Raw genomic sequence first — 19,896 nt, 5'->3', positions numbered from 1 at the left:
GTAATGTCACGACCCGCGCCATTGACCGAAAACCAGGTCTATCACGGTTGCCCGGAAGACAAGCTGGATTTCCAAACCACCGAAGACCTGCAGGACCTCGAGCGTCCGTATGGTCAGGACCGGGTACTGCGGGCGCTGGAATTTGGTGCCGGTATTCAGGCAGACGGTTTCAACCTCTTTGTTCTCGGACCTTCCGGTGCCGGCAAGAACGAGCTGGTCGAACGCTTTCTTTGCCTGCATGCGGCAAGCCAGCCGGTCCCGCCGGATTGGTGCCATGTCTACAACTTCCAGTTTTCAGAGCGGCCACGCGCTATTCGACTGCCGGCCGGTGAAGGGCGGCGATTCAAGAAACACATGAATGAACTGGCGGAGGAGCTCCGAACAGCAATCCCTGCTGCCTTTGAAAGCGAGGAATACCAGGCCAGGTTGCAGGAACTCCAGGAAGAAATGGCCAAGCGTCAGCATCAGGGCCTGTTTGATATCCAGGAAGAGGCGAACCGGAACAACATTGCCATGATCACCACGCCGGCCGGCTTTACCTTTGCCCCGATGCGCAAGGGCGAGGTGATCGACCCGGAGGAATACAAGAACTTCTCGGACGAGGAGAAAGCGCTGGTCGAATCCAAGGTTGAGGAGCTTCAGAAAAAGCTTCAGCAAACCATCCAGCAGATACCCAGGATGCGGAAGGAGGTCAGGGAAAGAGTCCATGCCCTGAATGAAGAAATGGTGCAGCTGACCCTGGGCGGCCCGATTGGGGAGTTGAGGGAAAAATGGTCCCACCTGCAGGATATCGTCGAGTACCTGGATGCCGTTCGCGAGGATGTGGTCGAGCACGCCGAGGCTTTTCAGGATACTGACAACGGGCCTCCGGCGGGCCTGTTGGCAAGGTACAAGGTCAATTTGCTGGTCGATAATGCCGAGACGGCCGGCGCGCCCGTTATCTACGAGGACCTGCCCAACCATCAGCATCTGGCGGGGCAGATTGAACATCGGGCCCGGCAGGGTAATCTTTATACCGATTTCACGCTGATTCGTGGCGGTTCCATGCACCGGGCCAGTGGCGGCTATCTGATCATTGATGCGCGCAGGGTACTGACACAGCCGATGGCGTGGGAAAGCCTGAAGCGGATCCTGTCCTCCGGTGAGGTTCGAATCGAGTCACTGGAGCGGCTTTACGGGTTGGTGAGTACCGTCAGCCTGCAGCCGGAGCCCATTCCGGTGTCGGTCAAGGTGGTTCTGCTCGGGGACCGGATGCTCTATTACCTGCTGTCCCACTATGATCCGGACTTTCTGGACCTGTTCAAAGTAGAAGCGGATTTCGAGGACGACCTGGACCGCAACGAAGAATGCTATGAACTCTACGCGCGAATGATCGCCACCATGGCCCGGGGCCTGAAAATGCGACCGTTGGAGCGGGGCGCCGTGGCCCGGCTGATCGAACATGCGAGCCGGTTGGCAGCAGACCAACGCAAACTGACCGCCCACGACCGGGTGCTCCGCGACATCCTGAGCGAGGCCGATCACTGGGCGGGGCAGGCCGGGGCCGATACGGTTGAAGCCGGCCATCTCCAGCTGGCTATTGATGAACGGGAATACCGGGCCAGCCGGGTCCGGGAACGAAGCCGTGAGCAAATCAGCCGGGGTGTGGTGATGATAGCCACCACTGGCGAGGAAGTGGCTCAGGTAAATGGCCTTTCGGTGCTCAGGCTTGGGGCGTCGATGTTTGGGCAGCCTACCCGGATTACCGCCACGGCCCGTCCCGGCAAGGGGCAGGTGGTGGATATCGAGCGGGAGGCCAAACTCGGCGGCCCTATTCACAGCAAGGCCGTGATGATTCTTTCCCGCTTCCTGGCGAGCCGGTACGCCGGTGATGGCGAACTTTCCCTGTCCGCAAGTCTGGCCTTCGAGCAATCCTACGGTGGTGTTGAGGGTGATTCCGCCTCGGTTGCAGAAACCTGTGTACTGCTTTCAGCTATTTCCCGGGTGCCATTGAAGCAATCCTTCGCAGTGACAGGCTCCATGAACCAGCATGGCGAAGTGCAGGCCGTGGGCGGCGTAAATGAAAAGATCGAAGGCTTTTTCGATGTCTGCAAGGAAGCCGGCGACGTTCGCGGGCAGGGCGTTCTGCTGCCTGCAAGCAATGTTGAGCACCTCATGCTGAGAGCCGATGTGAGGCAGGCGATCGCTGAAGACCGGTTCCGGATCTATCCGATTTCAGACATCAATGAGGCAATTGAGCTGCTAACCGGTCTTGAGCCCGGAGAACCGGACAGTAATGGCGAGTTCCCTGAGAACAGCTTCAATCGCCGGGTTGCAGAACGCCTGGAGAAGTTCGCGGAGGCCAGCAAGAAACCGGACGAGAACGGAGAAGCGAACGACAGCGGAGGCAAAGATCGTGACTGATACGCCAGCAGACCAGGCTGATCCTGGCAACACAACTGGACGTGTACTGGTGCTTCTCGATGGTTCCAGAATGAGTTACGCCGCCCTGCAGGCTGCGGCCGGGATTGCATCGAATACAGGTGCTGATGTGTTGGGCGTGTTTGTTGAGGAACTGAACCAGCTGCGAAGCGCCGGCTATGGTTTTGCCCGCGAGGTGGGGGGATCTTCCGGTATCAGTCGGCCCCTGGCTGCTGGCGACGTTGAACAGCGAATGCAAAGGTTGGCGAACGAGGCCCGTCGGGCCCTTGCCGGTGCCGTAGCGTCATACGGTGGCAGGCATTCCTTGAGTGTCGCCCGGGGCCATGTGATTGATGAGGTGCTGGCGCTCGCCGGCCCTCAGGATCTTCTGGTTTTAGGCCGAGTTGGTTGGTCCTCCGAGCCCGGTGCGCGATTGGGCTCGACGGCAAAAGGGCTGGTTCGCCGTTCCCGGGGAAGAGTTTTGCTCTGGTGTGAGGGTCGGGCGGAGACTTTGGGCAGGGTTGTGGTGTTTCTCAATGACCATCACAGCGCTAACAGCCGCGCTGTGCAGGCAACCGCTGATGTGGTTCGCCATTCCCATCGGCCCGTGACACTGCTGCTGGGCGCTGACTCGACGGTCTCAGCCGACGACCTTAAAGGCGTTGCGCAGGACCTGGGTATTCAGGAGTCGGAGCTTCGTGTAAGGTCCCTGCCATCAACGGATCCGGCTGTTGTGGCCGGAATTCTACGACAGGAAAGGGCGGTAGAGCTGGTGCTAAGCCGGGAATGCACACTGCTCCAGGAGCCCGGCGCAGAGCGGTTGCTGGTGGCCCTGAATCTTCCCGTCACGGTCACGCCCTGAATCCCATCGGTTGCTCCTAAGGTATTGATTAGCTGATGTTTATAGATGTTCTCTCCATTGTTGGGCTGACCGTCCTTGCCGGCGCCTGCATTCCGTTGGGCGGACTGCTCGCCAGCTTCGAACGGATCCGACCCAATTGGCTGGAGCAGGAGTTTCGCCATTTCGTGATCGCGCTCGGTGGGGGCATCCTGCTTGGCGCGGTCGCCGTGGTTTTTATTCCGGAAGGCCGATCCAGCATGGGGGAATCCCTTCTTGCGATTCCGGCTATTCTTGCGGGCGGGCTCATCTTCTTCCTGATAGAGCGGATTCTCGGGTTGAAACGCCGTGAATCTCCGCAGCTTCTGGGTGTGATGCTCGATTTTATTCCGGAAGCTGCCGCGCTGGGCGGGCTCGCCGTGGTGAACACCGAGATTGCACTGCTCATGGCGTTACTCATTGCATTGCAGAATCTGCCGGAAGGGTTCAACGCCTATCGGGAGTTGCTTTACCTGAAAGGCCACAGCTCCCGAAAGACGCTGGTCTTTATGAGTAGCCTGGTGATCACGGGCCCGGTGGCCGGCCTGTTTGGATATTTCTTCTTATCCGAGCGCCCCGTGTTACTGGGCTCACTGATGCTGATGGCTTCCGGAGGTATTCTGTACCTGATTTTCCAGGACATCGCTCCTCAGTCGAGGCTTGACCGGCATTGGGGTCCACCTCTGGGAGCGGTCCTTGGATTTTGTATCACGCTGTTCAGTCATGACCTGGTGATCTAGGCCATGACTTGAGTATCAGGCAATCTTCCGTGAATCTTCCTTGCGCAGGATTTCCTCGACGTCCTCGGCGGACAGGGTTTCCTGTTTCAGTACGGCCTTGGCCAGTGCTTCCAGCTGGTTACGATGCTCGGTCAGAAAGTCCAGGGTCGCCTTCTCGAGGGCCAGTAGCTGGGACTGGATTTCCGCATCAATCATCTCAGCCATCTTTTCGCTGAATTCCCTCGGCATACCCATCTCCCGGCCCAGGAAGACATGTTCCTCGCCGATGTTCAGGCCCAGCGGGCCGATTTTTTCGCTCATGCCCCATTGGCCGATCATCTTGCGTATCAGCGCCGTGGCTTCCTTCAGATCATTCTGGGCGCCGGTGCTGACTTCGCCATAGATCAGTTTTTCCGAACAGCGACCGCCAAGCATCACCTTGATCCGATCCTTCAGGTAGCTCTCGGTGTACGTATAGTGGTCTTCTTTGGGCGTTTGCTCGGTCACTCCCATGGCCATACCGTGCGGGATGATCGTTAGTTTAGTGAGTGGGTCTGCGTTCGGCATGTAGTAGGCCATGATGGCGTGACCACATTCGTGGTAGGCAACGGCTTCGCGCTCTTGCGGGTTAAGCTTGGTGTCCCGCTCCTCGCCGAGAATAATTCTGTCCCGGGCCAGCTCAAAGCAATGGGCATTCACCTCATGCAGGCTTTCGCGGGCTGCGGTGAGCGCCGCTTCATTTACGAGGTTCTTGAGATCCGCTCCGGAAAAACCGATGGTGCGCGCGGCCAGTTGATCCAGGTCGACATCATTCGCCAGTGGTACTTTTCGTACGTGAACGGCCAGGATCGCCGATCGTGCCTCCTTGTGTGGGCGATCCAGAGTGATCTTGCGATCAAAACGGCCCGGGCGGAGCAGGGCGCTGTCGAGCACGTCCGGCCGGTTGGTGGCTGCCAGTACCAGAACATTCTCGTGGGCCTCGAAACCGTCCATCTCCGTCAGGATCTGGTTCAGTGTCTGCTCTCTTTCATCGTGGCCACCACCCAGGCCTGCGCCTCGTGAACGGCCGATTGCGTCCAGTTCGTCGATGAAAATCAGCGCGGGTGCGTCTTTCCGGGCTTCCTTGAACATATCCCGAACGCGCGCCGCGCCGACGCCCACGAACATCTCGATAAATTCTGAGGCGCTGATGCTGTAGAAGGGCACTTCGGCTTCGCCGGCGATAGCTCTGGCCAGCAGGGTCTTCCCGGTGCCCGGTGGGCCGACCAGAAGCACGCCCTTGGGCATGACGGCACCGAGGGCCCGGTACTTCTCGGGGGATTTCAGAAAATCGATGATCTCGGCAATTTCCCGCTTGGCGGATTCAATGCCGGCCACGTCATCGAGGGTTGCTGTAGAGGTTTCCTTGCGGGCCCGCCTGGCTTTGGAACGACTGAAATCGAACGGGCCGCCACCCTGGGTCATCCGCTTCTGGGCCGCGCCCCAAAACCAGAACATCAGCGCCAGCAGCAGGATCCAGGGCAAGAAGCCGCGGATCATTTCCTGCCACCAGGGAAGTCCGGAGGTTGTGGCCCGGATGGTGACACTGTGCTCTTCCAGCAGGGTGAGCAGCGACGGATCTTCCATGGGCGGGCGGATGGTCTGGAAACCGGGCGTGCTGGTGTGGGGTGGGCTGTCGGAGCTGAAATTTGCTGCACCGCTGTCGGTAAACAAGCCGGTAATAGCTTCTTCTTTCAAAGTGACTTCTGCCACCTGATTATTAACAACAGCCGTCTTGAATTCCGAGTAGGCGAGGTCCTGAAGCCGAGGCTGTCCGCCATCCTGAAGCCATAGCACCATCAGGAAGATGGCAGCACTCAGCCAAAGGAACGCATACTGGTTCGGAATGACCGGTTGTTGGTTCTGGTCCGGTTTTTGTTGCTGGTTGTCTGGCCCACTCGGTGCTGTCATTTCGGTCTCCGGTCGCCCTCCATGATCTTCGCCACGAAGACAGATTTGCCGTAGGTCTCGAACGACCATTTCATGGTGTCCGAGAGCACGCCCATAACCTCATCATAGTCGCCGAAAATCTCGGTGCTCATTCGCCCCGGGTAGACTTCCAGCCCGGTCTGCTCCAGGCGCGCGATCAGGTCTTTGATTGGCTGCTTGTACTCCTCTTTCAGGGGATAGCAGCTCAGTTGTACAGAAAGATACATAAAGCCTCCATTCAGGTCAGTGACCCTGGTCAATTGCCCGTTAATAGCCCATGGCCGACGAAGTGCTCCTCCTCGGGTCCGCACCACCATTGAGAACACCGTCTTCGTCAATCAGGATGCTCTGGATGGCGCCCATGGCTGATCCACCGACCACCGTGTGCCCCCGTTCCTGCAGAAGCCGGATGGTGTCGGGGCTGATGCCCTGTTCGATCCGGATTTCATCCGGCAGCCACTGGTGGTGCATGCGCGGAGCGCTCACGGCGGTCTGGATGTTCATTCCATGATCAATCACATTGAGGATCACCTGCAAGGTGGTGGTAATGATCCGGGAGCCCCCGGGGCTGCCGGTAACCAGAACGTTCTTGCCATCCTTTTTCACGATGGTGGGCGACATGGAGCTCAGCATGCGCTTGCCGGGCTCGACCTTGTTGGCTTCGCCGCCGATCAGGCCATAGGCGTTGGGCACACCGGGCTTAGCGCTGAAATCGTCCATTTCGTTGTTAAGCAGGAATCCGGCGCCTTCCACCGTAATGCCGGACCCGTAACTGAAATTGATGGTGTAGGTGTTAGACACCGCGTTGCCCCATTTGTCCACCACGGAGAAGTGGGTGGTCTCGGGGCTTTCCCAGGCGCCGGGCTCCCCGGCATTGATGTCGCCGGCCGGCCTTGCCTTGCCCGGATCAATGCCTTTGCGGAGCTCTTCTGCGTAACCTTTACTGGTCAGCCCCTCCAGCGGCACGTTTACATAATCTGTGTCACCGAGGTATTTCGAGCGATCGGCGTAGGCCAGCTTCATGGCCTCGGCCATATGATGGATAGCATCAGCCGAGTTGTGGCCGAAGTCGGCCATTGGGAAGCCTTCCAGAATATTCAGGATCTGGACAATGTGGGTGCCACCGGAAGAGGGCGGTGACATGGAGAAAATGTCGTAACCCCGGTAGGTGCCGTGCACCGGTGTGCGTACCTCGGGGCGATAGCTTTTCAGATCTTCCAGGGTGATCAGCCCATCGTGCCGGTCCATCTCGCTGGCAATCAGCTCGGCAGTTCTGCCCTCGTAAAAGCCTTTTACGCCGCCGTCGGCTATGCGCTGCAGCGTTGCCGACAATTCCGGCTGGCGAAAGCGCTCGCCGGCCTGCCAGGCACTTCCGTCTTCCTTATAAAAGGTTTCGCGGGTGGCGGGCCAGCGCTCGAGTCTTTCACGGGCCTGCTCCAGTCCTTCAGTGAAACGCTGAGGCACCACGAAACCGTCTTCGGCAAGTTTAATGGCCGGCGCCAATGCCTGTTTGAGGGTAATGGTGCCATGTCTCTCCAGCGCCAGAGCCAGACCAGCAACGGTTCCGGGCACGCCTGCGGCGAGGTGGGTGAAGCGGCTGCGGTTTTTCACCACATCTCCGGTTTCGTCCTGGAACATGGTTTCCGTGGCGGCGGCGGGCGCTTTTTCGCGGTAATCAATGGCTTCCGGCTCTGAGCCGTCGCCTTTAGAGATCAGCATGAAGCCACCGCCGCCAATGTTGCCGGAGCGGGGTTGGGTGACGGCCAGGGCAAAACCGGCTGTTACCGCCGCATCGATTGCATTGCCGCCGTTTTTCAGCACTTCCAGAGCCACCTCGGTGGCCAGTGTATGGCTGGTGGCAACCATGCCCTGGGTTGCGGTAACCGGGTGAAACCGCTCACCCTCTAGAATGGCCTGTCCGAAGGCCGGCGCGGTGGTGATGAAAAAGGCCAGGGCGGCCGCAATCGAAAGGCGGCCTGAGCGCCCCGTGGCGAGGTTTTTGGCACTGTGTTGGTATAGGTCTCTGCCCATGTCTCCATTCCTCGTTTCTGGCGTTCAGATAGGCTATCATAGCCGGTCATTTTCATAGGTGCGTACCGTTAACCTGCCGTTAATGCCGGTGGTGATTCCCCGACGCACCTGCTTTCCCGGATTTCAGTTAAGGAAAGGCTTTCATGGAGCATACCTATCGTCTTGTGATTTCCTGCCCCGATCGGGTCGGAATTGTCGCCAAGGTGAGTAATTTTCTGTCGACATACAATGGCTGGATTACCGAAGCGAGTCACCATTCGGATACCCATACCGGCTGGTTTTTCATGCGGCACGAAATCAAGGCCAACTCGATTCCGTTTGGCCTGGACCAGTTCCGGGCCGCGTTCGAGCCCATTGCCCGTGAATTCAACATGCACTGGCACATCGCCGACTCGGCCCAGCCGAAAAAAGTCGTTCTGATGTGCAGCAAGGAATCCCACTGCGTCGCTGATCTGCTGTATCGCTGGCACAGTAAGGAAATCAACGCTGAGATTGTTGCCGTGATTTCCAACCACGATGACCTTCGAAGGATGGTGGAGTGGCACGAGATTCCCTATCACCATGTGCCGGTGAGCAAGGAAAACAAGGCGGACGCCTTCGCCCACATTGATGAGCTGTTCCAGAAATACGAGGCCGATGTGGTTGTGCTGGCCCGCTACATGCAGATTCTTCCGGGCGAACTTTGCGAGAAATACTCGGGCAAGGTCATCAACATCCACCACAGCTTCCTGCCATCGTTTGCCGGTGCCCGCCCTTACCACCAGGCCTACAGCCGGGGTGTAAAGCTGATTGGTGCTACCTGCCACTATGTGACTCAGGACCTCGACGAGGGCCCGATCATCGAGCAGGACGTTATCCGGATCACCCACAGCGACTCTATCGAGGATATGGTTCGCCTGGGCAAGGATGTGGAAAAGAACGTGTTGGCCCGGGGCCTGCGTTCGCACATCGAAGACCGGGTGATTACCTACGAAAACAAGACAGTGGTGTTTGATTAAGGCTGCCTCACAGTTGCCCCGGAAAGGGCGCGACTGTGGTAGACTTGGCGGCTTGTTGAAGAATAACTATGGGGCCCGGACACGGCCCTGATACGACTTCCAGTAACGCAAAGGAACCTTTCTCGATGGGTGAGTTAGCCAAAGAGATCCTGCCGGTCAATATTGAAGACGAGTTAAAACAGTCCTACCTCGACTACGCCATGAGTGTAATCGTCGGGCGGGCGCTTCCGGATGTGAGGGATGGCCTCAAACCGGTTCACCGCCGTGTTCTGTTCGCCATGTCCGAACTGAACAACGACTGGAACAAGGCCTACAAGAAGTCCGCCCGTGTGGTGGGTGACGTCATCGGTAAATACCACCCCCACGGTGACTCTGCGGTCTACGACACCATCGTACGTATGGCCCAGCCGTTCTCCCTGCGTTATCCGCTGGTCGACGGTCAGGGTAACTTCGGTTCCATTGACGGCGATAACGCGGCTGCCATGCGTTACACCGAGATCCGCATGGAGAAGATTGCCCACTCCCTGCTGGCGGATCTGGACAAGGAAACCGTCGATTTTGTCGATAACTACGACGGCACCGAGCGTATTCCCGAGGTGCTTCCTACCCGGGTTCCGAACCTGCTGGTGAACGGTTCCTCCGGTATCGCCGTGGGCATGGCCACCAATATTCCGCCGCACAACCTGACGGAGGTGGTCAACGGCTGCCTGGCGCTGATTGACAATGCGGACCTGACGGTCGACGAGCTGATGGAATTCATTCCCGGTCCGGACTTCCCGACCGAGGGCATCATCAATGGCCGCGCAGGCATTGTTGAGGCCTATCGCACTGGCCGGGGTCGGATCTATATCCGTGCCCGCCATGAAATTGAGCACGACAACAAGACCAATCGCGATGCCGTCATTATCACCGAGCTGCCGTATCAGCTGAACAAGGCGCGCCTGATCGAGAAGATCGCCGAGCTGGTGAAAGAGAAGCGGCTTGAGGGCATTACCGAGCTGCGGGACGAATCCAACAAGGAAGGTATCCGTGTCGTGATCGAGCTGCGCCGGGGTGAAAACCCGGATGTGGTGATCAATAATCTGTTTGCGCACACCCAGTTGCAGACGGTGTTCGGTATCAACATGGTCGCGCTGATTAACGGCGAGCCGAAAACACTGAACCTGAAGCAGATGCTGGATGCGTTCATACGTCACCGCCGTGAGGTGGTTACCCGCCGGACCATCTATGAGCTGCGCAAGGCCCGCGAACGTGGCCACATCCTCGAAGGCCTCACGGTTGCCCTCGCCAACATCGACGAGATGATCGAATTGATCAAGGCGTCGCCCAGCTCGGTGGAAGCGAAAGAAAAACTGATGGCCCGTGGCTGGGCTCCCGGTGATGTTCTGGCGATGCTGGAGCGTGCCGGTGAGGACGCCTGTCGCCCAGACGATCTTCCGGAAATCTATGGCCTGCGCGATGGCCTCTACTACCTGTCTCCCGAGCAGACCCAGGCGATCCTGGATATGCGTCTGCATCGCCTGACCGGTCTGGAAACCGAGAAGCTGCAGAACGAGTACAAGGACATCCTTGAGAAGATTGCTGGTCTGCTCGAAATCCTGGGTGACCCGGACCGTCTGATGCAGGTTATCCGTGAAGAACTCGAAGCGGTTGTTTCCGAGTTCGGTGACGAGCGTCGTACCGAGATCACCAGCTCCCAGCGTGATCTGACGATTGCCGACCTGATTGATGAAGAAGATCTGGTGGTGACCATTTCTCATAGTGGTTACGCCAAGACCCAGGCTGTGGAAGACTATCAGGCCCAGCGCCGTGGTGGCCGGGGCAAGGCTGCGACCTCTATGAAGGATGAAGATTTCGTTGAGAAGTTGCTGGTTGCCAATTCCCACGACACCATTCTGTGCTTCTCCAACCGCGGCAAGGTCTACTGGTTGCGGGTGTTCGAAATTCCGCGGGCCAGCCGGGCTTCCCGTGGTCGTCCAATGGTCAACATTCTGCCGCTGGAAGAAGGTGAACGTATCACCACCTTCCTGCCGGTTCGTGACTATCCGGAAGACCAGTTTGTTTTGATGGCGACGTCTGCCGGTGTGGTCAAGAAAACCCCGCTGCCGAACTTCTCACGTCCGCGTAGCAGCGGCCTGATTGCGCTGTCCCTGGATGAAGGCGATACCCTTATCGGTGCCGCCATTACCAAGGGCGACGCCGAGGTAATGCTGTTCTCGACCGCTGGCAAGGCCGTGCGGTTCAACGAGGAGGCAGTGCGCCCGATGAGCCGGACTGCCCGTGGTGTTCGTGGCATCAAGATGCCGCAAGGTCACCACGTGGTGTCTCTGATCATTCCGCAGGAAGGCGGGGTTATCCTGACTGCGTCTGAAAATGGGTACGGCAAGCGGACCACCATCGACGAATTCCCGACCTATAGCCGCGGCAGTCAGGGCGTCATCGCCATGCAGTGTTCTGAGCGGAACGGCAACCTGGTAACAGCGCTACAGCTGTTCGACGGGGACGAAATGATGCTGATTTCTGACAAGGGCACGCTGGTACGTACCCGCACCGATGAGGTGTCTGTCCTGAGTCGTAACACCCAGGGCGTCCGCCTGATCAAGCTTAGCCAGGAAGATGAACGCCTGGTGGGTGTTGAGCGGATTGCGGAAACCGACGCTGAAGAAATCGACGGTGAGCAAATCGACGGTGAAGTCGATGCCGCAGACAGCAGCGCGGAAGAAGGCGAAAAAGGTGAGGGTGCCGGCGACGAATAAGCCGGCACTGCCCCAGACAGATCCAGAAAGACTTGAGAGAAATCAGCAACATGAGCAGGGCGTATAACTTTTGTGCAGGTCCGGCAACTTTGCCGGAAAGCGTGCTTCGTCAGGCGCGGGATGAAATGCTCGACTGGCGCGGCACCGGCATGTCGGTGATGGAAATGAGCCATCGAAGCGACGAGTTTGTCCAGATTGCCGAAACTGCAGAAAAAGATCTGCGTGAACTGGCCGGCGTGTCGGATGACTACGCCGTTCTGTTTATGCAGGGTGGGGCGTCCAGCCAGTTTTCCACCATTCCTCTGAACCTGCTGGGCGAAAAAACCTCTGCTGACTACGTGAACACCGGCATCTGGTCCAAAAAGGCCATTGCCGAGGCCAGTCGCTATGGCAAGGTGAACGTGGTGGCGAGTTCGGAAGACAGTGGCTTTACCACCATTCCGGACCAGTCCTCCTGGCAGACCAGTGCCGATGCCGCTTACCTGCACTACACGCCCAACGAAACCATCGGTGGTCTGGAGTTCGATTTTGTTCCCGAGAGCCCGGGCACACCGTTGGTTGCCGACATGTCCTCATCAATGCTTTCGAGGCCGGTGGACGTTTCCAGGTTCGGTCTGATCTACGCCGGCGCCCAGAAGAACATCGGTCCCTCAGGACTGGTGGTGGTCATTATTCGCAAGGATCTCCTGGGCAAGGCCCGCAAGGAGACCCCGACCATGATGAACTACCAGGTCATTGCGGATAACGGCTCCATGTACAACACCCCGGCCACCTACTCCTGGTACCTGGCCGGTCTGGTGTTCAAGTGGCTGAAGGAGCAAGGCGGCGTGAAGGCCATGGGTGAGATCAACCTGCGCAAAGCCCGCAAACTCTACGATTTTATCGATACCAACGAGTTTTACGCCAACCCGATCGACCCGCGCTTCCGCTCCTGGATGAACGTGCCGTTCACCCTGGCTGATGATGGCCTGAATGGCGAGTTCCTGAAGGGCGCCAATGCCCGTGGTCTGCTGAACCTCGCCGGACACCGCTCGGTTGGCGGAATGCGCGCAAGTATTTACAACGCGATGCCTGAGGCGGGTGTTGATGCGCTGATTGGCTACATGACCGAATTTGCGAAGGAGCGTGGCTGATCATGAGTGATGAGCAGGTTCGGCTCGGAGAGCTGCGTGACGAGATCGATCAGATTGATCAGAAGATCATGGGGCTGATCAGTGCCAGGGCTGCCTGTGCCCAGGAAGTGGCCCACGTCAAAATGACCGCCAATCCCGGGCAGGATGTTTTCTTCTACCGCCCCGAGCGGGAAGCCCAGGTGCTTCGGCGCATCAAGGAACAGAATCCGGGGCCGCTGTCCGGTGAGGAAATGGCCCGCCTGTTCCGGGAGATCATGTCCGCCTGCCTGGCGCTGGAAAAGCCCATGCACATTGCCTTCCTGGGGCCGATTGGCACCTTTACCCAGGCGGCAGCGCTGAAGCATTTCGGTCACTCGGTCGTCAGTGTGCCACTGCCAGCCATTGATGCGGTGTTCCGGGAAGTGGAATCCGGCGCAGCCCATTACGGCGTGGTGCCTGTCGAAAACTCTACCGAGGGTATGATCAACCACACCCTTGATATGTTCATGTCCTCGCCGCTCAAGATCTGTGGCGAGGTTCAGTTGCGGATTCACCATCACCTGATGGTGTGTCCTAAGCACGGTGACCAGGAAATTACCCGGATTTATTCGCACCAGCAGTCCTTTGCCCAGTGCCGGCAATGGCTGGATACCCATCGCTACGGTATTGAGCGGGTCACTGTCTCCAGCAATGCGGAAGCCGCCCGTCGGGCCGCCGAGGAGCCTGGCACGGCAGCCATTGCTGGTGGTATGGCAGCGGAGCTCTACGGTCTGGAGAAGTTGGCGAACAGCATTGAGGATCGCCCGGACAATACCACCCGATTCCTGATCATTGGCCGGGAGGAAGTACCGGCCAGCGGTCACGACAAGTCATCCATTCTGGTGTCCATGCGCAACAAGCCGGGGGCCCTTTATCAGCTGCTTGAGCCGTTCCACCGCCATGGCCTCAGCCTGACCCGGATCGAAACACGGCCGTCGCCAAGTGGTACCTGGGCCTACGTTTTCTACATCGATTTCGAGGGGCATATGGAAGATGAGCAGGTCCGGAAAGTGTTGGCAGACGTGGACGAAGAGGCCGTTGAGCTCAAACGCCTGGGCTCCTACCCGATTGGCGTGCTTTGAGTATCCGCACCTGCGTTTTTGAATAAAGAGTGTCGAGGACTATTTATGGCCATTGATTACCAGAGTCTGGCGGTTCGCGGCGTGCAGGCGCTCTCACCCTACCAGCCGGGCAAGCCGATCGAAGAGCTGGCCCGTGAACTGGGCCTCAACCCGGCGGAAATCATCAAGCTCGCCAGCAACGAAAACCCGCTCGGGCCCAGCGAAAAGGCCCTTGCGGCAGCGCGCCAAGCGTTATCCGAACTGTGTCTTTATCCCGATGGTAATGGATTCAATCTGAAACAGGCGTTGTCGAAGCGACTGAACGTTGGGATGGACCAGATTACCCTTGGCAACGGCTCCAACGATGTTCTGGAAGTGATTACCCGTTGCTTCGCTGATGCAGATTCCGAAGTCGTCTTCTCTCAATATGCGTTCGCCGTTTATCCTTTGGTGACCCAAGCGATCGGCGCCAGGGGCATCTCTGTACCTGCGCGGGAGTGGGGGCACGATCTGGATGCCATGGCCGCGGCAGTTACCGATCGCACCCGCCTGGTGTTTGTTGCCAATCCCAACAATCCCACGGGCACGGTTCACACAGCAGATGCCATCGAGGCGTTCCTGGCGAAGATCCCGGAGAATGTGCTTGTAGCCCTGGATGAGGCTTACTGCGAATATCTGACCGGTGATCAGTACCCGGACGGGGTCGAGCTGTTGGCCCGCTTCCCGAATCTCATTGTTTGCCGCACATTTTCCAAAGCCTGGGGGCTCGCGGCCCTGAGGGTCGGGTACAGCATCAGTTCGCCGGCCATTGCCGATATTCTGAACCGTGTGCGCCAGCCCTTTAACGTCGATACGGTTGCCCTGTCTGCAGCCACGGCTGTACTTGAGGATGAGGATTACCTCCAGCGGTCACGGGATGTGAATACGGCCGGTCTGCGTCAGTTGCAGGAGGCATTCGACCGGATGGGGCTCAGCTACATTCCGTCGGCGGGAAACTTCGTTGCAGTGGAAGTTGGGGAGCAGGCCATGGGCGTGTACCAGTCCCTGCTGGCGCACGGAGTGATTGTCCGGCCCATTGGGGGTTACGGCATGCCACGGCATCTCCGGGTGTCCGTCGGCCTTCCGGAAGAAAATGAGCGCTTTATCGAAGCGCTGGCCCAGTCGCTGACCGCATCGGGGCTCAGCGACTGATATGGCGTCTTCCGAGCCTCTGTTCAAACGGGTAGCGGTGATTGGCCTCGGGCTGATCGGTGGCTCGCTGGCTTGTGCAATCCGTCGCAACGGACTGGCGCGCACGGTTGTTGGCGCCGACCAGCGCAGTGAGGAACTGCAACTCGGTAAAGAGCTGGGTGTGATCGATCACGCAGCATCAACCGTGTCCGAGGCTGTCCGGGGTGCGGACCTGGTTGTGCTGGCTGTGCCGGTAAGGGCAACCCGCGCGGTTCTGGAGCAGATTCGTCCGACATTGGAAGCGGACGCGATCCTCACCGACGTCGGTAGCACCAAGTCCAGTTTCGTGAACGATGTTGAGGCAGTGTTCGGCAGCCTGTCGCCCCGGATCATTCCCGGCCATCCTATTGCCGGCTCCGAGAAGAGCGGCATTCGGGCGGCCAATCCCGAGCTGTTTGCTAACCACAAGGTCATTCTTACGCCGCCTGATGACGTCAGCCAGCCACACCTTGCCCGGCTTAAAGCGTTGTGGGAGGGCTGCGGTGCCACGGTGCTGACCATGTCGGTGGCGTATCACGATGAGGTGCTGGCAGCCACAAGCCACTTGCCCCATCTTATTGCTTTCTCCCTGGTGGATACCCTGGCGGGTGAAGATGAGAACATGGACATTTTCCGCTATGCCGCCGGTGGCTTCAGGGACTTTACCCGGATTGCGGCCAGTGATCCGGTGATGTGGCACGATATCTTTCTGTCGAACCGCGATGCGGTTCTGCGTGTCATTGACCACTTTACCCACGATCTCGAGCAACTGCGTACTGCCATTGCCAATCAGGACAGTGCCACGTTGTTGCGGGTTTTCAGTCGCGCCAAGGCGGCGCGTGAACACTTTTCGAAGATGCTCTCAGGACAGGCTTACGTGACAAACAACAGTGAAAAGCAGGTGACGTTCCGTCTTCAGCCCGGTGGCGCGATTACCGGTGATATCCGGGTGCCCGGCGACAAGTCGATGTCGCACCGTTCGATAATGCTGGGTGCGCTGGCGGACGGCGTAACCGAAGTGAAAGGATTTCTGGAAGGTGAGGACAGCCTGGCCACGCTCCAGGCATTTCGCGATATGGGCGTAACCATCGAAGGCCCGGACGACGGCTTTGTTCGCATCCATGGTGTTGGCATGCATGGGCTGCAGGCCCCAAGGGGGCCGTTGTATCTGGGGAACTCCGGAACGGCCATGCGGTTGTTTGCAGGATTGCTGGCAGCCCAGCCCTTTGATTCCGAGCTGACCGGCGACGCGAGTCTCTCCGGCCGCCCGATGGGGCGGGTTGCCGATCCTCTCAGGGCCATGGGTGCCGTAATTGACACTGCGGAAGGCGGTCGCCCGCCACTGAAAATCCGTGGTGGCCAGAAGCTGTCCGGTATTCACTATGAAATGCCTGTAGCCAGCGCCCAGGTAAAATCGTGCCTCCTGCTGGCCGGGCTTTATGCAGAGGGCAGTACATCGGTCACCGAGCCGGCGCCTACTCGCGATCATACCGAGCGCATGCTGGCCGGCTTTGGCTACCACGTTCACCGGGACGGCGCGACAGCCAGTGTTAGTGGCGGCGGCAAATTGACGGCGACAAATATTGATGTGCCTGCCGATATTTCTTCGTCTGCGTTTTTCCTTGTCGCGGCCAGTATTGCCCCGGGTTCGGACCTGATCCTTCGGCACGTTGGCATGAACCCGACCCGGGTAGGTGTGATCAACATCCTGAACCAGATGGGCGCCAGCATCGAGATTCTGGACGAGCGCGAAATCGGTGGCGAGCCGGTTGCTGATCTGCGGGTCCGCTCGGCGGAGCTGCAGGGTATCGATATTCCTGAAGATCAGGTGCCCCTGGCCATTGACGAATTCCCGGTGCTGTTCATCGCCGCGGCCTGCGCCAATGGTCGCACGGTTTTGCGGGGCGCTGAGGAACTCCGGGTCAAGGAAAGCGATCGGATCCAGGTGATGGCAGATGGCCTTGCTGCATTGGGCGTGGACACTACCGTAACCCCGGACGGCATTATTATTGATGGCGGCCAGACCATTGGCGGCGGTACTGTGAACAGTCACGGCGACCACCGGATCGCGATGTCCTTTGCAGTCGCATCCCTGCGCGCCGCGGGCGAAATTACGGTGACCGACTGTGCCAACGTGGCAACGTCTTTCCCGGGATTTGTGGAACTTGCGCAAGGAACGGGAATCAATATCTCAGCCGAGGGGACTGAATAATGGTTGATAGCAGTACGCCGGTGATCACCGTGGATGGTCCCGGGGGTTCCGGCAAGGGCACGATTACCCAGATGCTGGCCCGAAAGCTGGGCTGGCATCTTCTGGACAGTGGCGCACTTTATCGGCTGACGGCGCTGGCCGCGGTTCGCCAGGGCGTGTCCCTGGATGACGAGAACGGGCTGGTAAAAGTCGCCGCCGGACTGGATGTGGCGTTTGAGCCCACGCCGGCAGGCGAGCCGGTAAAAGTCATTCTCGCAGGGCAGGACGTGACCGCAGATATACGTACAGAATCGGCGGGCGACAATGCTTCAAAGGTGGCTGTGATCCAGCCGGTCCGTGACGCCCTTTTGCAGCGCCAGCGTGATTTCCGGCAGGCGCCGGGCCTGGTGGCCGATGGCCGTGATATGGGGACCGTGGTGTTTCCGGACGCGCCGGTAAAAATCTTCCTGACGGCAAGCGCCGAGGAGAGAGCTCAGCGGCGCTATAGCCAGTTGAAGGACGCGGGTGTCGATGTTAATATTGACGCCCTTTTAGAGGAGATACGGGTTCGTGATGAACGGGATATGAACCGTTCCGCAGCCCCTCTCAAGCCCGCAGATGATGCGCAAGTCATTGATTCTACGGGATTGAGTATAGAAGAGGTGTTGGACAGGTGTATGGCCGCAGCGGGTCAGGCCTGACTACACCCTTTTGTCGTTGAAATGCCGGATGTAGCGTTATCTGCCAGCCACAGGCTTAATCCGGAACTTGTTAACAGACCGTGTTGCTGGTGGCACGGAGTACACTTGCGTTGATCATATAGGACTCATAATGAGCGAGAGCTTTGCGGATCTTTTTGAAGAAAGCCTAAAAGAAATTGACATGCAACCGGGTTCCATCGTCCAGGGAACCGTTGTAGACGTCGATAACGACTGGGTCACCGTTAACGCCGGACTGAAGTCCGAAGGCGTTATCCCCGCCTCCCAGTTCCTTAACGAAAAAGGCGAGTTGGAAATTGCTATCGGCGACGTTGTCGATGTAGCTCTCGACGCTGTTGAAGACGGCTTCGGTGAGACCCGTCTGTCCCGTGAAAAGGCCAAGCGTGCAGAAGCCTGGAAGGTACTCGAGAAGTCCTTCGAAGCTGAGGAAGTGGTTAAAGGTATCATCAACGGTAAGGTCAAGGGTGGTTTCACCGTCGATCTGGCCGGTATCCGTGCCTTCCTGCCTGGCTCGCTGGTAGACGTTCGTCCGGTTCGCGACACTGCGCACCTGGAGAACAAAGAACTCGAATTCAAGGTTATCAAGCTCGACCAGAAGCGTAACAACGTGGTTGTTTCCCGCCGCGCCGTTCTGGAAGCTGAGAACAGTGCCGAGCGTGAAGCTCTGCTGGAAACCCTGACCGAGGGTATGGAAATCAAGGGTATCGTCAAGAACCTGACCGACTACGGCGCGTTCGTGGATCTGGGTGGTGTTGACGGCCTGCTGCACATTACCGATATGGCCTGGAAGCGCATCAAGCATCCGAGCGAAATCGTCAATGTTGGCGACGAAATCAGCGTTAAGGTGCTGAAGTTCGATCGTGAGCGCAACCGTGTTTCCCTCGGCCTGAAGCAGCTGGGCGAAGATCCCTGGGTTGATATCAAGGGTCGTTATCCGGAAGGCAGCAAAGTTACCGCACGTGTTACCAACCTGACTGACTACGGTTGCTTTGCTGAGCTGGAAGAAGGTGTTGAAGGTCTGGTCCACGTATCTGAAATGGATTGGACCAACAAGAACATCCATCCGTCCAAGGTTGTCCAGGTAGGCGACGAAGTGGGCGTGATGATTCTGGATATCGACGAAGAGCGTCGTCGTATCTCCCTCGGTATCAAGCAGTGTGTATCCAACCCGTGGGAAGATTTCTCCAGCAACTTCAACAAGGGCGACCGCATCTCCGGTAAGATCAAGTCAATCACTGACTTCGGTATCTTTATCGGTCTGGATGGCGGCATCGACGGTCTGGTTCACCTGTCTGATATCAGCTGGAACGAGACTGGCGAAGAAGCGGTTCGTGAATACAAGAAGGGTGACGAAGTTGAAACCGTTATCCTGTCTGTTGATCCGGAGCGCGAGCGTATCTCCCTGGGTATCAAGCAGCTCGAGAGCGATCCGTTCGCCGAGTTTGTACAGCTGAACGACAAGGGCTCTATTGTTAAGGGCACCGTGTCTGCAGTTGATGCCAAGGCAGCTACCATTGCTCTGAACGACGAAGTTGAAGCGGTACTGAAAGCCTCTGAAATCAGCCGTGACCGTGTTGAAGATGCACGCAACGCGCTGAAGGAAGGCGAAGAAGTTGAAGCGAAGATCATCAGCATCGACCGCAAGAACCGCATCATCAACCTGTCTGTGAAGTCCAAAGATGTTGAGGACGACAAGCAGGCACTGGAAAACGTGCGGACCAAAACTGCGGAAACTTCCTCTGGTGCGACCACCATCGGTGATCTCATCAAGGAGCAGATGCAGCAGCAAAACGCCAACAAGGACTAATCTTCCGGT

At 58.1% G+C, this 19,896-nt stretch carries 14 protein-coding genes; 11 read left to right on the top strand and 3 right to left on the bottom strand.

Annotation, left to right across the window (positions count from 1 at the left end; genetic code table 11):
- The first annotated feature begins 3 nt into the window (after nucleotides 1–3).
- From J3362_RS08550 to J3362_RS08540, 3 genes are read left to right on the top strand one after another with little or no spacing between them, the layout of a single operon-like run.
- Nucleotides 4–2,403: a Lon protease family protein gene (locus J3362_RS08550; RefSeq protein WP_349519128.1), complete on the top strand. Its 2,400-nt coding sequence runs from the start codon at nucleotides 4–6 to the stop codon at nucleotides 2,401–2,403.
- Complete coding sequence (locus J3362_RS08545) at nucleotides 2,396–3,262, top strand: universal stress protein (RefSeq protein WP_349519127.1); 867 nt, start codon at nucleotides 2,396–2,398, stop codon at nucleotides 3,260–3,262. The genes J3362_RS08550 and J3362_RS08545 overlap by 8 nt, the downstream gene beginning before the upstream one ends.
- Before the next feature lie 35 nt (nucleotides 3,263–3,297).
- Nucleotides 3,298–4,017, top strand: a complete 720-nt coding sequence (locus J3362_RS08540) for a ZIP family metal transporter (protein WP_349519126.1) — start codon at nucleotides 3,298–3,300, stop codon at nucleotides 4,015–4,017.
- A 15-nt stretch (nucleotides 4,018–4,032) separates the two neighbouring features.
- Here J3362_RS08540 and ftsH read toward each other — a convergent pair whose 3' ends face one another.
- Genes ftsH through ggt form a run of 3 tightly spaced genes read right to left on the bottom strand, consistent with a single transcriptional unit; the run spans nucleotide 4,033 to nucleotide 7,995 of the window.
- On the bottom strand, nucleotides 4,033–5,946 hold the full coding sequence (ftsH, locus tag J3362_RS08535) for an ATP-dependent zinc metalloprotease FtsH (protein ID WP_349519125.1): 1,914 nt from the start codon (nucleotides 5,944–5,946) through the stop codon (nucleotides 4,033–4,035).
- Nucleotides 5,943–6,191 carry a thiamine-binding protein gene (locus J3362_RS08530; RefSeq protein ID WP_014576785.1) on the bottom strand — a complete coding sequence of 83 codons (249 nt, stop codon included), beginning with the start codon at nucleotides 6,189–6,191 and terminating at the stop codon, nucleotides 5,943–5,945. The genes ftsH and J3362_RS08530 overlap by 4 nt, the downstream gene beginning before the upstream one ends.
- A 40-nt stretch (nucleotides 6,192–6,231) precedes the next feature.
- On the bottom strand, nucleotides 6,232–7,995 hold the full coding sequence (gene ggt, locus J3362_RS08525; RefSeq protein WP_349519124.1) for a gamma-glutamyltransferase: 1,764 nt from the start codon (nucleotides 7,993–7,995) through the stop codon (nucleotides 6,232–6,234).
- Between the two features lie 143 nt (nucleotides 7,996–8,138).
- Here ggt and purU point away from each other — a divergent pair, with 143 nt between their 5' ends.
- The 8 genes from purU to rpsA all read left to right on the top strand — a co-directional run bounded on the left by purU (nucleotide 8,139) and on the right by rpsA (nucleotide 19,887).
- Nucleotides 8,139–8,993: a formyltetrahydrofolate deformylase gene (gene purU / locus J3362_RS08520; protein WP_349519123.1), complete on the top strand. Its 855-nt coding sequence runs from the start codon at nucleotides 8,139–8,141 to the stop codon at nucleotides 8,991–8,993.
- Nucleotides 8,994–9,118: 125 nt separating this feature from the next.
- A complete protein-coding gene (gene gyrA, locus J3362_RS08515; protein WP_349519122.1) occupies nucleotides 9,119–11,749 on the top strand; it encodes a DNA gyrase subunit A in 2,631 nt (876 codons plus the stop codon).
- Between the two features lie 50 nt (nucleotides 11,750–11,799).
- Nucleotides 11,800–12,882 carry a 3-phosphoserine/phosphohydroxythreonine transaminase gene (serC, locus tag J3362_RS08510; protein WP_349519121.1) on the top strand — a complete coding sequence of 361 codons (1,083 nt, stop codon included), beginning with the start codon at nucleotides 11,800–11,802 and terminating at the stop codon, nucleotides 12,880–12,882.
- A 2-nt stretch (nucleotides 12,883–12,884) separates the two neighbouring features.
- Nucleotides 12,885–13,982, top strand: a complete 1,098-nt coding sequence (pheA, locus tag J3362_RS08505; RefSeq protein ID WP_349519120.1) for a prephenate dehydratase — start codon at nucleotides 12,885–12,887, stop codon at nucleotides 13,980–13,982.
- A 45-nt stretch (nucleotides 13,983–14,027) separates the two neighbouring features.
- The gene (gene hisC, locus J3362_RS08500; protein ID WP_349519119.1) at nucleotides 14,028–15,152 is read left to right on the top strand and encodes a histidinol-phosphate transaminase; all 1,125 of its coding nucleotides are present in this window, start codon (nucleotides 14,028–14,030) and stop codon (nucleotides 15,150–15,152) included.
- Between the two features lies 1 nt (nucleotide 15,153).
- Nucleotides 15,154–17,382 carry a bifunctional prephenate dehydrogenase/3-phosphoshikimate 1-carboxyvinyltransferase gene (locus J3362_RS08495; protein ID WP_349519118.1) on the top strand — a complete coding sequence of 743 codons (2,229 nt, stop codon included), beginning with the start codon at nucleotides 15,154–15,156 and terminating at the stop codon, nucleotides 17,380–17,382.
- Nucleotides 17,382–18,062, top strand: coding sequence for a (d)CMP kinase (gene cmk / locus J3362_RS08490; protein WP_349519117.1), 681 nt, complete (start codon nucleotides 17,382–17,384; stop codon nucleotides 18,060–18,062). Before J3362_RS08495 ends, cmk begins: the two co-directional genes overlap by 1 nt.
- Nucleotides 18,063–18,192: 130 nt before the next feature.
- Nucleotides 18,193–19,887, top strand: a complete 1,695-nt coding sequence (gene rpsA, locus J3362_RS08485) for a 30S ribosomal protein S1 (RefSeq protein WP_008172063.1) — start codon at nucleotides 18,193–18,195, stop codon at nucleotides 19,885–19,887.
- Nucleotides 19,888–19,896: the final 9 nt, after the last annotated feature.

This window comes from Marinobacter sp. NFXS11 (assembly GCF_040148675.1).
Lineage (GTDB): Bacteria > Pseudomonadota > Gammaproteobacteria > Pseudomonadales > Oleiphilaceae > Marinobacter.
Note: the sequence above shows the minus strand (reverse complement) of the source record. Positions and strands in the feature narration are given on the sequence as shown.

What these genes read in the sequence shown, in the direction of transcription:
- rpsA (WP_008172063.1), top strand. Translation starts at nt 18,193, where the DNA reads ATGAGCGAGAGCTTTGCGGATCTTTTTGAAGAAAGCCTAAAAGAAATT.
- purU (WP_349519123.1), top strand. Translation starts at nt 8,139, where the DNA reads ATGGAGCATACCTATCGTCTTGTGATTTCCTGCCCCGATCGGGTCGGA.
- J3362_RS08550 (WP_349519128.1), top strand. Translation starts at nt 4, where the DNA reads ATGTCACGACCCGCGCCATTGACCGAAAACCAGGTCTATCACGGTTGC.
- ggt (WP_349519124.1), bottom strand. Translation starts at nt 7,995, where the DNA reads ATGGGCAGAGACCTATACCAACACAGTGCCAAAAACCTCGCCACGGGG.
- gyrA (WP_349519122.1), top strand. Translation starts at nt 9,119, where the DNA reads ATGGGTGAGTTAGCCAAAGAGATCCTGCCGGTCAATATTGAAGACGAG.
- pheA (WP_349519120.1), top strand. Translation starts at nt 12,885, where the DNA reads ATGAGTGATGAGCAGGTTCGGCTCGGAGAGCTGCGTGACGAGATCGAT.
- hisC (WP_349519119.1), top strand. Translation starts at nt 14,028, where the DNA reads ATGGCCATTGATTACCAGAGTCTGGCGGTTCGCGGCGTGCAGGCGCTC.
- J3362_RS08495 (WP_349519118.1), top strand. Translation starts at nt 15,154, where the DNA reads ATGGCGTCTTCCGAGCCTCTGTTCAAACGGGTAGCGGTGATTGGCCTC.
- serC (WP_349519121.1), top strand. Translation starts at nt 11,800, where the DNA reads ATGAGCAGGGCGTATAACTTTTGTGCAGGTCCGGCAACTTTGCCGGAA.
- J3362_RS08540 (WP_349519126.1), top strand. Translation starts at nt 3,298, where the DNA reads ATGTTTATAGATGTTCTCTCCATTGTTGGGCTGACCGTCCTTGCCGGC.
- cmk (WP_349519117.1), top strand. Translation starts at nt 17,382, where the DNA reads ATGGTTGATAGCAGTACGCCGGTGATCACCGTGGATGGTCCCGGGGGT.
- J3362_RS08530 (WP_014576785.1), bottom strand. Translation starts at nt 6,191, where the DNA reads ATGTATCTTTCTGTACAACTGAGCTGCTATCCCCTGAAAGAGGAGTAC.
- ftsH (WP_349519125.1), bottom strand. Translation starts at nt 5,946, where the DNA reads ATGACAGCACCGAGTGGGCCAGACAACCAGCAACAAAAACCGGACCAG.